The sequence below is a fragment of the Flagellimonas sediminis genome, assembly GCF_010500845.1.
Lineage (GTDB): Bacteria > Bacteroidota > Bacteroidia > Flavobacteriales > Flavobacteriaceae > Flagellimonas > Flagellimonas sediminis.
Genome location: NZ_JAAAMI010000004.1, coordinates 311,674 through 325,717, shown reverse-complemented (window position 1 = coordinate 325,717; position 14,044 = coordinate 311,674). Strand labels below are relative to the sequence as shown.

General features: G+C 44.2%; 11 protein-coding genes and 1 tRNA gene. 10 read left to right on the top strand and 2 right to left on the bottom strand.

The genetic code is table 11. The features are described from left to right. Position 1: 1 nt before the first annotated feature. The 5 genes from GTK07_RS10550 to GTK07_RS10530 all read left to right on the top strand — a co-directional run bounded on the left by GTK07_RS10550 (position 2) and on the right by GTK07_RS10530 (position 5,121). Positions 2 to 1,498 (top strand): DUF3570 domain-containing protein, encoded by a 1,497-nt coding sequence (locus GTK07_RS10550; RefSeq protein WP_235932766.1) that lies wholly within the window; start codon positions 2 to 4, stop codon positions 1,496 to 1,498. Between the two features lie 49 nt (positions 1,499 to 1,547). Then, on the top strand, positions 1,548 to 3,521 hold the full coding sequence (locus GTK07_RS10545) for an LTA synthase family protein (RefSeq protein ID WP_163635204.1): 1,974 nt from the start codon (positions 1,548 to 1,550) through the stop codon (positions 3,519 to 3,521). Then, positions 3,518 to 4,405: a diacylglycerol/lipid kinase family protein gene (locus GTK07_RS10540; RefSeq protein ID WP_163635203.1), complete on the top strand. Its 888-nt coding sequence runs from the start codon at positions 3,518 to 3,520 to the stop codon at positions 4,403 to 4,405. Before GTK07_RS10545 ends, GTK07_RS10540 begins: the two co-directional genes overlap by 4 nt. A 201-nt stretch (positions 4,406 to 4,606) precedes the next feature. Further along, positions 4,607 to 5,017 (top strand): 6-carboxytetrahydropterin synthase, encoded by a 411-nt coding sequence (locus GTK07_RS10535; RefSeq protein WP_163635202.1) that lies wholly within the window; start codon positions 4,607 to 4,609, stop codon positions 5,015 to 5,017. A gap of 29 nt (positions 5,018 to 5,046) precedes the next feature. Next, a tRNA-Val gene (locus GTK07_RS10530) sits at positions 5,047 to 5,121 on the top strand. A gap of 15 nt (positions 5,122 to 5,136) precedes the next feature. Here GTK07_RS10530 and GTK07_RS10525 read toward each other — a convergent pair. Beyond that, positions 5,137 to 6,411 carry a UDP-N-acetylmuramoyl-tripeptide--D-alanyl-D-alanine ligase gene (locus GTK07_RS10525; protein WP_163635201.1) on the bottom strand — a complete coding sequence of 425 codons (1,275 nt, stop codon included), beginning with the start codon at positions 6,409 to 6,411 and terminating at the stop codon, positions 5,137 to 5,139. A gap of 63 nt (positions 6,412 to 6,474) precedes the next feature. Further along, positions 6,475 to 8,127 (bottom strand): gliding motility lipoprotein GldJ, encoded by a 1,653-nt coding sequence (gene gldJ / locus GTK07_RS10520; protein ID WP_163635200.1) that lies wholly within the window; start codon positions 8,125 to 8,127, stop codon positions 6,475 to 6,477. Positions 8,128 to 8,509: 382 nt separating this feature from the next. Here gldJ and porV point away from each other — a divergent pair, with 382 nt between their 5' ends. From porV to GTK07_RS10495, 5 genes are all read left to right on the top strand, one after another. Continuing rightward, positions 8,510 to 9,658 (top strand): type IX secretion system outer membrane channel protein PorV, encoded by a 1,149-nt coding sequence (gene porV, locus GTK07_RS10515; protein ID WP_163635199.1) that lies wholly within the window; start codon positions 8,510 to 8,512, stop codon positions 9,656 to 9,658. Between the two features lie 75 nt (positions 9,659 to 9,733). Continuing rightward, positions 9,734 to 10,225 (top strand): cytidine deaminase, encoded by a 492-nt coding sequence (cdd, locus tag GTK07_RS10510; RefSeq protein WP_163635198.1) that lies wholly within the window; start codon positions 9,734 to 9,736, stop codon positions 10,223 to 10,225. An 81-nt stretch (positions 10,226 to 10,306) separates the two neighbouring features. Further along, on the top strand, positions 10,307 to 11,305 hold the full coding sequence (gene pdhA, locus GTK07_RS10505) for a pyruvate dehydrogenase (acetyl-transferring) E1 component subunit alpha (protein ID WP_163635197.1): 999 nt from the start codon (positions 10,307 to 10,309) through the stop codon (positions 11,303 to 11,305). Between the two features lie 4 nt (positions 11,306 to 11,309). Next, on the top strand, positions 11,310 to 12,938 hold the full coding sequence (locus GTK07_RS10500) for a pyruvate dehydrogenase complex dihydrolipoamide acetyltransferase (RefSeq protein ID WP_163635196.1): 1,629 nt from the start codon (positions 11,310 to 11,312) through the stop codon (positions 12,936 to 12,938). Between the two features lie 102 nt (positions 12,939 to 13,040). Further along, entirely contained in the window at positions 13,041 to 14,018 is a 978-nt protein-coding gene (locus tag GTK07_RS10495; protein ID WP_163635195.1) for a M28 family metallopeptidase, read from the top strand. The last annotated feature ends 26 nt before the right edge of the window (positions 14,019 to 14,044 follow it).

Genomic DNA, 14,044 nt, shown 5'->3' with positions numbered 1-14,044 from the left:
GATGAACATATTCAGGTTGAGGTGGCTGTTCCTGCTCTGCCCATTTTTTGGTTTGGCCCAGCAGGAAAATGCCAGCTCCTATAAAAAAAGAGTGTTGGAAACCACAGAGGTGGACATCCTTTCCAGTTATTATGAGCAAACGGGTAACAATGCATCGGTAACAGGTGGTATCGGTACAGAGGAACTAACGGATATTGCCCCTTCCATTGTGGTAAGCATTCCCTTAAATGCCGATGATGTTTTGAGTGTTGATGTGGGCATTTCCACCTATACTTCAGCATCATCCAGCAACTTGAACCCGTTTGACCTTACTAAAACAAATGGAGGTGTGAGTGGTGCATCTACTGGAGGGGGAGGTATTGGTGGCGGTGACGACGATGGGGAGGACGATGATAACCCAGGAGGATATACCGGTGCCATAGGAAGTCCATGGGTGGCATCTTCGGGCGCATCCCGTCAGGATACTTGGAGCAGTGTTTCTGTTGGGTATTCCCATAGTTCCGATGACCGTGACCAAATCGTGAGCGGAAACATTTCCTTTGCTGCAGAGTTCGATTATATCTCCTTTGGTTTTGGCGGAGGGTATACACGGCTTTTCAATGAAAAGAACACGGAGCTAAGTTTAAAGGGCAGTGTATTCTTGGATAGCTGGTTGCCCAGATACCCCACTGAGCTGGATTCTTATCTGGAGGTTAACGGCAACTTGAATGCTGGCTTCTTTACGGGAGTTGATATTTTGGACCAAAATGGAAATGTGACCAACAAAAGTGGTTCCAACACATGGAATCCCATCAATGGATTCAGTTTGATCTCGGACAAAAAACGGAACAGTTATGCCTTTTCGGTGTCCTTTTCCCAAATATTGGGCAAGAATACGCAAATGTCCATTTTTGCAGATGTGGTCCGTCAACAAGGATGGCTTTCCAACCCCATGCAACGGGTTTATTTTGCGGATGTGGCCAATTATTTTATCGGGAATCCCACCAGTATCCCATATTACACAACTTCCCAAAACACGGAGGTCTTTATGTTGGCCGATGATATGGAACGGTTACCGGATACTAGGCTTAAGTTTCCAATCGGCATTCGTTTGAACCATTATTTCAATGAAATTCTGACTGTCCGTACCTATTACCGTTACTATTTTGATGACTGGGGATTACAGGCACATACGGCCAGTGTGGAGCTGCCCATCAAGATTTCGCAAAATTTCACCTTATATCCGTCCTATCGCTATTACACGCAGAACCAGATAGATTATTTCGCACCGTTCGATACCCATTTGTCCACGGAGAAATATTATACCTCGGACTTTGACCTGTCCAAATATGATGCGCACCAATATGGGTTCGGTATTTCGTACACGGACATTTTCACCAAGTTCAAAACGTGGCGGTTCGGGTTAAAGAGTATTGATTTAAAGTATAACAACTACCAGCGGAGTACTGGCCTAAAGGCCAATTATTTCGGTGTTGGATTCAAATTTGAAATGGATTAAAATATAGGTCTTTGAACCCCCAAGGCTCCTGCACATATTGATTGCATACATGAAAACGAGTTTAAAACTATTTCCTTCACGCTACACCTTGGTGAATGCCTTTGCGGTACTATTTATGGTATTGTCCTTTTTGATGCGCTTGGCATTTCTGATGATGGATTTCTCACAAGTGGACCACTCCTTCATGGGGTTGTTGAAAGTATTTTTTGTGGGACTGTTCTTTGATTTGGGCACGGTGTCCTTCTTTTATGTGGTCGCCACGGTTTATTTTTTGTTGGTGCCCAAACGGTTTTATGGGACTTTGGTTGATCGTATATTGGTTTACTTCGGGTTTTCATTGGCCTTGCTGGTGATTTACTTTTCCTTTTTTGCTGAGGTCACCTTTTGGGATGAGTTTCAAAGACGGTTCAATTTTATTGCGGTGGATTATCTCATCTACACCTATGAAGTTTTCAAGAACATCAATGAGTCCTACCCACTGCCACTATTGATTGGAGGAATGCTCCTTTTGGTAGTGTTCACGGTTTGGATTTTTAAACGCAAGGGATGGTTTCAGGCAACGTTTGGTGCCAGCGAAGGATTTAAGCAGAAGTTGGTTCCCTTTTTTGTTGCAGTGGCCATCATGTTGTTCTATGGAGCATCCATTGAGAACGATTTGGCGGAAACATCAGGCAATAGATACAACAATGAATTGTCAAAAGCAGGGATCTATTCCTTTTTTGCAGCTTTCAGGAACAATGAACTCAGCTATACCGATTTTTATAAGACCATTCCCGAAAAGCAGGCGTTGGCAAATGTCCAACATCAGGTAAGTGGTCCATTGGACAGTCTTTTAAACCCGCAAAAAAACATTCTTAGGATGATCAAGGGTGGCGTGGAAAAACGCCCCAATGTGATACTGATCTGCGTGGAAAGCTTGAGTGCCGGTTATCTGGGCATTTTTGGCAATGAAAAGCATATTACCCCAAACCTGGATTCCATTGCACAGGCGGAGACCTATTTTACCAATCTATATGCAACAGGAACCCGAACGGTAAGGGGTATGGAAGCCATTACCTTGAGCATTCCACCAACCCCGGGAAGGAGTATCGTAAAGCGCAAACACAACCAAAACCTGTTCACCATAGGTGAAGTCTTCAAGAACAAGGGATACTCACGAACCTTTTTTTATGGAGGGGACGGGTATTTTGACAATATGGACAAGTTCTTCAGTGGAAATGGCTTCGATATTGTAGATCGTGGTCGGGGATTCTTGCCATCAGGTGACATTGTCACATCCCGCAAGAATATTGAAAACGATGAGGTCACTTTTGAAAATGCCTGGGGAGTTTGCGATGAGGATATTTTCAATAAAGTGATGAAAGAAGCAGATGCTGCATCGGAACAGGGAAAACCCTTCTTCGATTTTATCATGACCACTTCCAACCATAAACCCTACACCTATCCTGAAGGGAAAATTGACATTCCTTCGGGAACGGGACGGAGCGGAGCGGTCAAATACACCGACTTTGCCATAGGTCAATTCTTGAAGCAGGCAAAATCCAGACCCTGGTACAACAATACCGTTTTTGTGATCATGGCCGATCATTGTGCCAGCAGTGCGGGCAGATGGGAACTGGATGTGGACAATTATCACATTCCGGCCATTTTGGTGAATTTGGAGGGAGGTAAAGGGTATCAGATTACCCAACAATGCTCCCAGATCGATGTGATGCCGACCCTATTTTCCATGTTGGGTTGGAGCTACGATAACAATTTTTTTGGTAGAGATGTTTTCGGCATGAAACCCGAGGAGCAAAGGGCTTTTGTAGGCAATTATAGAAAATTGGGGCTATTGAAATCCGATGAATTGATGGTGTTGGGCGATGGCAAAGTGGCCAATCAATATACTTGGAACAAAGAAGATAACAGCCTTTCCAGCGAGCCTATGGATGACGCTTTCTTGACGGAGACCATATCGTATTATCAATTGGCCGATTATCTCTACAACCATGGGGGGCTCGATTTAAATGCAAATCCATGAACAAGGTCCATTTCATAGTAAACCCGATTGCAGGAAGGGGAGATGGTACTTTTAATGAGGCCTCTTTATCCGGGTATTTTGAACCCGAGCAATATGAGCTGACCATAAAAACGTCTAACTATCCCGGGCATGCGACTTTACTGGCCAAGGAATCTTTGGCGGAAGGAGCAGGAATCATTGTGGCCTGTGGAGGCGATGGCACCATCAATGAGGTGGCCTCCTGTCTAGTGCATACCAAAGTATTGTTGGGAATCATCCCTATGGGTTCAGGTAATGGTCTGGCCGAAAGTCTGGACATCTCCCGAAACATTAAAAGGGCGGTGGAAATCATCAAAAGTGGAAAAACCAATAGAATTGATGTGGCCATGGTAAACGGAAAGCCGTTTTTCAGCAACATGGGTATCGGGTTTGACGCCACCGTGATTTCCAACTACAACGCTTCGCAGCACCGAAGGTTTTGGGCATACCTCAAAGCGGTGATAAAATCCATCAGGGATTTTAAGTATAACGAAAAGATTAATGTGGAAATGAACGGGAAGAGTTTCAAGACCAGACCCTTTATGTTTTTCATTTCCAATTCAAAAGTTATGGGCTATGATATTTCGCTTACCCGGATGGCTTCCCTCCAAGATGGATTGTTGGATGTGGTCATCATCGATGATTTGAGCAAGTTTCAGATGCTCTTCATGGGTTTGTTCATTCTATTGCGGTTGGATCAATATTTGAAAAAAATACAATACTACAAGGTCAAACATTTAAAATTGGCCTTTGAGGACAAGCAAACGGAACATTTGATGCAAGCGGATGGAGAGCTGCACAATCTTATGGACAGGGAAATCTTTGTCAATGTAGAGGAAAAGGCTCTCCATGTTTTGTGCCCTTAGACGATTGTTTTTTGATTTATATGTATTTAAGTTGTTAAGATGGGTGTTCAAGTTGGTTTTGATTGACTAAGCTTGACGCAGGCCTCCGGGAAACTGGAGGCTTTTTTTATCTGATGATATTCTTTGGTGATTTCAAAGGCCATTTCAGATGGAATCAATAATTTTGTGGTGCCAAAAACAACAGAGAATTCTTTTTGTAATATGATTGCCACCATTTGTAGAAAAGCACATTTTAATGCCGCACATAGGCTCCATAATCCCCATTGGAGCAAGGAGAAGAACTTGGAGGTTTTTGGTAAGTGCAACAGTCCAAGTTTTCATGGCCACAATTTTGATCTGGAGGTTCGGATCAGGGGCGAGGTGGATCCCAATACAGGTTTTGTGATGGATCTGGCCGAACTGAGCATTTTGATCCGGGACGAGATCGAGGAACGTTTCGATCATAAAAACCTGAACGAGGATTGCCCTGAGTTCAAGGACCTGTTACCTACCACAGAGTACTTTGTAAAGGTCATTTACGATATTTTGAAACCCAAACTGGCCGAAGGCCAATTGCTGCATATTACCCTGCACGAAACATCAAAAAATTCGGCGGAGTATGGGGATTGGTAATAATTTCCGATATTGCACCGCTTTTTAATGGGATATTAGCTCAGTTGGTTTAGAGCGCTGCCTTGACAGGGCAGAGGTCACTGGTTCGAATCCAGTATATCCCACTCTTTTTCACTTCCTTACAAGTTTTCCAAGATTCGCTCCAGAGCCATTCCACGAGATCCCTTGATCAAAAGTGTTCCTTTTTTTAAAGGTTGATGGGTCAAAAACTCCTTGAAGTCGGCAAAGCTTTTAAACTTTTGGAAGGGAGTATCGACACCAAAAAAGTTTTCTCCAACCAAATACACCTGTTCAAAATTCAATTGTTCGGTTAGGTCTGCAATACCCTGATGCTCTTCCGCGGCGGTTGGTCCCAATTCGAACATGTCGCCAATGATCACTGTTTTATCTGGGGCATCCATGGCATGAAAGTTCTCCAAAGCGGCCCTCATACTGGTAGGATTGGCATTATAGGCATCCAAGATGATCTTATGACCATTTTTATCCATGATCTGTGAACGGTTGTTCTTGGGTTGATAGGATTCGATCGCGGCCTTGATGTCTTCCAAAGGCACATTGAAATATTTTCCCATGAGAATGGCGGCACAACAGTTGGTGAAATTGTACTTCCCGATCAGTTGGGATTTAATTCTGATGCCTTCAACTTCCAAAACAACATAGGGGTTGGCCTCCACAAATTCAATATTGTAATAGGTTCGGTCTATGGCGCTAAATCCCATTTTTTTGGAATAAGTGGCCAGCTTATCCTGTTGGATGGGATCATCGGCATTCATGAATACGTACTTACCATGGGATGTCAGGTAGTCATAAAGCTCACTTTTTCCTTGGATTACACCTTCCACTCCTCCAAATCCTTCCAAATGGGCCTTGCCAAAATTGGTAATATACCCAAAGTCGGGTTGCGCTATTTGGCACAAATGGGCAATCTCGCGCTTGTGGTTGGCTCCCATTTCTACAATGGCCATTTCTATGTCTTCCTTGATGGATAGAAGCGTCAGGGGCACCCCGATATGGTTGTTGAGGTTCCCTTGTGTGGCAATGGTCCTGTATTTTTTTGAAATCACCGCATTGATCAGCTCCTTTGTGGTGGTCTTGCCGTTGCTGCCGGTCAAGGAAATAATCTTGGCCTTGTTGTGGTTTCTGTGAAAAGTGGATAACTGCTGGAGGGTTTCCAAGACGTCGTTCACTAAAATCGTTCTATCCGAAGCCCGGTGTTCTTCCTCATCGACGATAGCATAGGAAGCTCCTTTTTGCAGCGCATCCTTTGCAAAAGCGTTGCCATTGAAGTTGGGTCCCTTGAGGGCAAAGAACATACAGTTTTCCTCAATTTTTCGCGTGTCGGTACAAATGATGGGATGCTCTAAAAATAGGGCATGAAGCTTTTCCAATGTCATAAATCGAAGATAAAAAAAAGCCCCGACCTTTGGCCGGAGCTTTTAAAAATATGCTCGATGTTTTTATTTGGCTTTTTTATGCCTAACCGTTTTGTTCTTGATCTTGGATTTGGAACCCACTCTGGACATGGCACATCTGAATCCGATATCGTCCGTGGCCATATATTGTGGCAAATACCTTCTTTGTGCAGGATCTAACCAGTAGGCCCTATCTCTCCAAGAACCGCCTTTATACACCCTGACTTCGTCATTGATCAATGAGGTCCTGAAGTTGGAGGTGTCGTATTTGCGAACCAGTTTTCCTGTTGAGTCACGTTCTGCTTTGAACTGAGGTGAATCATACATTTTTCTATTGTCCTCTTCGTCACTGAAACGGTCAAAGAATCTTGAGGAACCTGGGTCACCGTCCCTATAACCACGGTTATCACTTTGGTCAAAGTTAGTCCTTAGATAGGTTTCTTCCTCACCGACGGGCACCTCTTTGATTTCCCCAGGTAGATTCATGGCCACAATCTTACCGTTGGGTAGTGTGTCATAAACAATCTGATCAGTCAATATCTCAACCTTACCATCTTCACCAATGGCCTTTTTCATGAATACGTTTCCGCGGTAATAGTTAAAGTCACTGATTTCGTCATCAACAATGGGGCGATATACGTCGGCAACCCATTCGCTTACGTTTCCGGCCATGTCATATAGACCAAAATCATTGGGTTTATAGGATTTTACCTGGGCGGTAATATCTGCTCCATCGTCAGACCATTCAGCAATACCACCGTAGTCACCTTTACCTTGTTTAAAGTTGGCCAACTGATCACCGCGTCCCACACGTTGTCCGTTACGGGTGTAGTCGCCTTCCCATGGGTATTTTTTTCTACCCCTGTAGTTGTTGTACTCCCTTGATCCTACCAAAGCTTGGGCAGCGTATTCCCACTCTGTTTCGGTGGGAAGTCTATATTCCGGCATGATCACACCGCTACTTCTTTTGGCAAATACGTTTACGGAGTCACGTTTTTGTTTTCCTTGCAACGAGTCGATTTCGCCACCATAAACCGAGTTTGGGTTGTTCAAGTAGGCCTCGGTACTAAAGGTACCGTCTAATTCCCCGTTCAATACTTTATATTTGGTATCATCGGCCAAATAACCTTCTCTTTCCAACATGGCCTCGTTTACCCTGTCCGTTCTCCACTCGGCGTATTGGGTGGCCTGTACCCAGTTCACACCTACAACAGGATATTCTGCATAGGCTGGGTGTCTTAGGTAGTTGTTGGTCATGGTTTCGTTGAAGCCCAATCGGTTTCTCCATACCAAGGTATCAGGTAGGGCACCGGTATAGATGTTGGTGTAATTTGGGTTTTCCGGTGGATACACTTCCTTTAGATAATCCAGGTATTCCAAGTACATCACATTGGTTACCTCGGTTTCATCCATGTAGAAAGACTGCACGTGTTGTTGCGTAGGTGTGTTGTTCCAATCGTGCATAATGTCATCTTGGACCTTACCTTTGGTAAAGGTTCCACCTTCAACAAATACAGTTCCAGGAGGAGTTTCCTGCTCCTTGAAGTCGGAATTGTATTGGAACCCTCCTTCTTTGGCGTTGATTTTCCAACCTGTGGCTCTGGAGACGTCCTTGGAAGATGAAGAGTTTTTACAACTTGAAAAACTTCCCATCACAATAGCGCAAGAAAGGACAACTTTGATAAAGTGTTTTTTCATAATTTGGGCTTGAGTACTTTAATACTTAGGGTTTATACCCTTGGTAACTTCAACTTGTTTAGATTTTTTTAATCCTTCAATGGCTTTAAAACGACATTTTTGCCATTATATTTTGTGCTCATCAAATAATTCTGGCCATTTCCCCTTTTGGTATTGGCTACTCTTTTGTAACGGAGATGATGGAGAATTAGTATGAGGGTCTTACTTTTTAACGGTACTATGCTTTGGTGAAGTGGGCTTTTGCTATATATAGGTATGTTTATATCAAAAAAAGCTCAAAAATATTCCATCCATCACAAGAATTTGTGCATTTGACCGTTAACAGGTAATACATCCAAATTTATTTTGGACCGTGAACTTTACTAAACGCTAAAAACTTCGAATGAAAAAGTTACTCATTTTGGTAGTGTTTCTTATCGTGGCCCCAAGGATAAGTGCACAGCAAGAAAGAGCGATCACCACAGCCGTACCTTTTTTGACCATTGCAGCCGATGCTAGGTCGTCAGGTATGGGAGACATGGGTGTTGCTACTTCCTTTGATGCCTATTCCCAGCAATGGAACCCCGCAAAGTATGCTTTTGCCACCCAAAAAATGGGCATTGGGGTTAGCTATACGCCATATCTGGAAACCATAGTGAACGATGTGTCCTTGTTGAACGCTACTTTTTATAATAAACTCAACAACAATCGGGGTGCCTTTGCCTTTGGCCTTCGTTACTTCGGCCTTGGAGAAATAGAGTTGAGGCAAACGATTGATCAGGAGGCAACTTTGGTAAAACCCAATGAATTTGCATTGGATGGTTCCTATTCCCTAAAATTGAGCCAGAGCTTTTCCATGGCGGTGGCGGGTAGATTTATCAGTTCTAATCTTAGATTTCAAGATGGCACGCAAGATTCGCAGGCAGCCAATGCCTTTGCGGTGGATGTGGCCGGATTTTACCGATCACCCGAAATTGCATACAGCAATTTTGATGGACGTTGGAGATTGGGATTCAACATCTCCAATATTGGTGGCTCGTTGCAATATGATGAAGGTGGACAGAAAAACTTTTTGCCTACCAATTTAAAAGTGGGTACCGGATTTGATTTCATTTTTGACCAAGACAATGTGTTGGCCATAAATACCGAGTTCAACAAATTGTTGGTCCCCACTCCTAGGGATTTCAACGGGGACGGTGAAATAACCACGGAGGACAATGACGAATATCAGAACATCAGTTTCTTCAGTGGAATCTTTGAATCCTTTGGGGATGCTCCTGACGGTTTCAGTGAAGAATTGAAAGAGGTCACTTGGGCCCTAGGAACGGAATACCGTTTTAGGGAAGCATTCATGTTGCGCGGAGGTTACTTTAATGAAAGTGCCGTTAAAGGTGCCCGTAAATACTTTACACTTGGTGCGGGATTCAAATATAAGTCGGCACAGATAGATTTATCCTATCTTTTCTCCACCTCACAGGTCAAGAATCCTTTGGAAAACACTTTGCGTTTTTCGCTGACCTTTAATTTTGGGGAGGAATTTTTGAACGATTGATCATCCAATAAATAATAGACGAAGACCTGTCCCCATGGGCAGGTTTTCTTATTTTTGGGTAATACCATATATCGAATGGAAAAAAAGCGGATCGTGTTTGATCTTCTCATTTTTGAGGACGAAGGGGAGTTGTCACAAAATGACAGGAAATTGTTAAGTGCGGCCGAAGCGGCCCGTAAAAATGCCTATGCGCCCTATTCCCGTTTCAAGGTGGGAGCAGCCGCTTTGCTGGAAAATGGTGAGATGGTTATAGGCAACAATCAAGAGAATGCTTCCTATCCATCGGGTCTTTGTGCCGAACGTGTGGCCGTATTCCAAGCAGGGGCCCGGTTTCCGGGTATTGCCATTGTCTCGGTAGCGATCAGCGCAGCTTCGGAGGAACATGTAACAGATGTTCCCGCAGCTCCTTGTGGCAATTGCAGGCAGGCTATCATGGAGTATGAACACAAGCAGCAATCGCCCATTTCCATTTTGCTCAAAGCAGAAAAAGGACCCATTTTTAAATGCAATGCCATGGCAGATATTTTGCCTTTGGCATTCAATAGCTCATTTTTGGGCGATTCTTAAATCAATTCTTTTTCCAAAACAGATATATATGTATTTTTGCTCTTCCCCAGCGCAGGGAAATTTCAATTAATACTACCGTTGATGAAAAAAATCACCAAAGAAGTTTACCTTAAATGGTATGAGGACATGTTGTTCTGGAGAAAGTTCGAGGACAAATTGGCCGCCGTATATATTCAACAAAAAGTCCGGGGATTTCTCCACTTGTATAATGGCCAAGAGGCTGTTTTGGCTGGCTCCCTGCATGCCATGGACCTGACCAAGGACCGCATGATCACTGCCTATCGTAACCACGTTCAGCCCATTGGTATGGGTGTGGATCCAAGAAGGGTGATGGCCGAGCTTTATGGAAAGGTGACAGGAACGTCCAAAGGTATGGGTGGTTCCATGCACATATTCTCCAAGGAACATCGTTTCTACGGTGGTCACGGTATTGTAGGAGGTCAGATTCCTTTGGGAACCGGTTTGGCCTTTGGCGATAAATACTTTAAAAGGGATTCTGTTACTCTTTGTTATATGGGTGATGGTGCGGTAAGGCAAGGTGCCCTTCACGAATCGTTCAACTTGGCTATGCTATGGCAATTGCCGGTGGTCTACATTTGTGAGAACAATGGTTATGCCATGGGTACTTCTGTAGCCCGTACAGCACACACTACAGATATTTGGAAATTGGGCTTGGGCTATGAAATGCCTTGTGGCCCTGTGGATGGAATGGATCCTGCCGCTGTTGCCAAGGAAGTGGACAAAGCAGTGGAAAGGGCACGTACCGGAGGTGGACCAACTTTCTTGGAAATGAAAACGTACCGTTACCGTGGTCACTCCATGTCGGATGCACAGCATTACCGTACTAAGGAAGAAGTTGAGGAATACAAGAAAATAGATCCCATCACCCAAGTGAAGGACATCATCCTTGAAAAAGGATATGCCACCGAGGATGAGATCAAGAATATAGATCAAAGGGTAAAAGATTTGGTCGACGAATGCGAAAAGTTTGCGGAAGAGTCAGATTTTCCGCCGATCGAGCAATTGTACGACGTTGTTTACGAACAGGAGAACTATCCATTTTTACCACATAAATTATAATTAGATGGCAGAAGTAATCACCATGCCTAGATTGAGCGATACCATGGAAGAAGGTACCGTGGCAAAATGGCTCAAAAAAGTAGGGGACAAAGTAGAAGAAGGAGATATATTGGCCGAAATTGAGACCGATAAGGCTACCATGGAGTTCGAATCCTTTCATGAAGGCACGTTGCTCCATATTGGAATTCAGGAAGGTGAAGGTGCTCCGGTAGATTCACTTTTGGCCATCATCGGTAGTGCAGGAGAAGACATTTCCTCCCTTTTGAACGGTGGATCGGCCCCTGCCATGGAAGAAGCAAAAGAAACTCCAGCACCCAAAGCCGAAGAAAAAGTTGCTGCCCCAAAAGCAGCCGCTTCCATTCCTGCAGGAGTGGAAATCGTGACCATGCCAAGACTGAGCGATACCATGGAAGAAGGTACCGTGGCCAGTTGGTTGAAGAAAGTGGGCGATAAGGTGGAGGAAGGCGATATTTTGGCTGAAATAGAGACCGATAAAGCCACCATGGAGTTCGAGTCTTTTTATTCAGGTGTACTCCTGTATATAGGCATCAAAGAAGGTGAAGGTGCTCCCGTTGATTCACTTTTGGCCATCATTGGCCCGGAAGGAACCGATGTGGATGCCGTTTTAAATGCCCAATCAGGTGGGAGTACTGCGTCAAGCGAGCCCACTGATGAAGCACCAAAGGCCGAGACACCCAAACCTGAAACAACTACCGAAACTGTTACGGTTACCCAAGATGGTCATCGTATTTTGGCATCGCCATTGGCCAAGAAAATAGCCAGTGATAAAGGAATCAACCTAGCCGATGTTAAAGGTTCAGGTGATTACGGTAGGATTGTGAAAAAGGATGTTGAGAACTACCAGCCTTCCGCGGCACCATCAAGTGTCCCTGCTGCCCAAACCACTGCAGCCGCTGCACCAGTGGCTCCAATGAATTTGCCTGTAGGACAGGAAAGTGTGGAGGAAGTGAAAAACTCTACCATGCGTAAGGTCATTGCCAAGCGTTTGGGGGAATCCAAGTTTACCGCACCACACTATTACTTGACCATTGAAGTGGACATGGACAATGCCAAGGCTTCAAGGGAACAGATCAATAATTTACCGGACACTAAAGTGTCTTTCAATGATATGGTATTGAAGGCCTGTGCCATGGCCCTTAAAAAACATCCACAGGTAAATACCTCTTGGAATGGCGATACCACCGTGTACAAACACCATGTGCACATGGGCGTGGCCGTTGCTGTGGAAGATGGTTTGGTAGTGCCTGTGATCAAGTTTGCCGATCAATTGACCTTATCCCAATTGGGAACTGCGGTGAAGGATTTGGCAGGTAGGGCCAGGACCAAGAAAATAAAACCGGATGAAATGGAAGGAAGCACGTTTACGGTTTCTAACTTGGGTATGTTCGGTATTTTGGAGTTCACTTCCATTATCAACCAACCCAATTCGGCCATTTTATCCGTAGGAGCCATTGTGGAAAAACCCGTGGTTAAAAATGGACAGATCGTAGTTGGGAATACCATGACGGTTACTTTGGCTTGCGACCACAGAACCGTGGACGGAGCTACGGGTGCCCAGTTCCTTCAAACGTTGAGGGCCTATCTGGAGAACCCAGTGACCATGTTGGCTTAATTTTAAACGCCCTGAGTGTAGTCGAAAGGGACAATAACATATGATGAAAGCATCCTTTTAAGGATGCTTTTTTTATCTTTAAAAAATCAAAAAACGAAATACATGAAAATCTTTATCTATGCTCTTGTTGCACTTTTGGCCATGGATTGTGGTACGTCACAAAATATGGGCAGTCCAGCTGCGGAACCAGGCGCGACCAAAAAAACGACCGAAACTTTTACCGATGCGGAGCGAATCGGTGAGATGATGAACTATTTGGCATCCGACGATATGAAGGGCCGTGATGCCGGCACCGAGGGAATAGAATTGGCTGCGACCTATATTGAAAACTACTTAAAATCTTACAGGGTTAAACCTTATTTCAAGACCTATCGTGATACCTTGTCCAATTTTAACAAGACTGCCTTTAACATCGTTGGGATTGTGGAGGGTAATGATTCCGATTTGAAGAAGGAATACATTGTTATAGGGGCGCATTACGACCATATCGGTATCGTAAACATAGAGAACGGTGATGCCATTGCGAACGGTGCGAACGACAACGCCTCAGGTACTTCTACTGTACTTGAATATGCACGATATTTTGGAACCCACAAGACCAACAAACGCAGTTTGATCTTTGCCCTTTTCAGTGCCGAGGAAAAAGGATTGTTGGGATCGAAACATTTGGCCAAGGAATTGAAGGAGCAAGGAGTGAACCTATATGCCATGCTCAATTTTGAAATGACCGGAATTCCGATGAAGGACAAAGATTATTTGATGTACCTCACAGGTTTTGAAATGTCCAACTTGGCCGAAGTGAGCAATGCCTATGCCAAAGAAAAGCTAGTGGGTTTCTTGCCTACGGCAAAGGAATATAGTTTATTCAAACGGTCGGATAATTACGCCTTTCATGTAGAGATGGGAGTGCCATCCCATACATTTAGCACGTTCGATTTTACCAATTTTGACCACTATCATAAAGTTGGGGATGAAGCGGATAAGATGGATTTTGAACATATGGCCAATTTGGTGAACAAGACCATTCCTGTGTTGGAAGGGATTGCCAATGCACCGACCCAAGAAATCAAAAATAATTAAGTGTCCTCTTATAGGGATGGAAGGTA

Bases quoted from the DNA above. Each gene is read 5' to 3' on its own strand.
- GTK07_RS10550 (WP_235932766.1), top strand. From the start codon at position 2: ATGAACATATTCAGGTTGAGGTGGCTGTTCCTGCTCTGCCCATTTTTT.
- GTK07_RS10545 (WP_163635204.1), top strand. From the start codon at position 1,548: ATGAAAACGAGTTTAAAACTATTTCCTTCACGCTACACCTTGGTGAAT.
- GTK07_RS10540 (WP_163635203.1), top strand. From the start codon at position 3,518: ATGAACAAGGTCCATTTCATAGTAAACCCGATTGCAGGAAGGGGAGAT.
- GTK07_RS10535 (WP_163635202.1), top strand. From the start codon at position 4,607: ATGATTGCCACCATTTGTAGAAAAGCACATTTTAATGCCGCACATAGG.
- GTK07_RS10525 (WP_163635201.1), bottom strand. From the start codon at position 6,411: ATGACATTGGAAAAGCTTCATGCCCTATTTTTAGAGCATCCCATCATT.
- gldJ (WP_163635200.1), bottom strand. From the start codon at position 8,127: ATGAAAAAACACTTTATCAAAGTTGTCCTTTCTTGCGCTATTGTGATG.
- porV (WP_163635199.1), top strand. From the start codon at position 8,510: ATGAAAAAGTTACTCATTTTGGTAGTGTTTCTTATCGTGGCCCCAAGG.
- cdd (WP_163635198.1), top strand. From the start codon at position 9,734: ATGGAAAAAAAGCGGATCGTGTTTGATCTTCTCATTTTTGAGGACGAA.
- pdhA (WP_163635197.1), top strand. From the start codon at position 10,307: ATGAAAAAAATCACCAAAGAAGTTTACCTTAAATGGTATGAGGACATG.
- GTK07_RS10500 (WP_163635196.1), top strand. From the start codon at position 11,310: ATGGCAGAAGTAATCACCATGCCTAGATTGAGCGATACCATGGAAGAA.
- GTK07_RS10495 (WP_163635195.1), top strand. From the start codon at position 13,041: ATGAAAATCTTTATCTATGCTCTTGTTGCACTTTTGGCCATGGATTGT.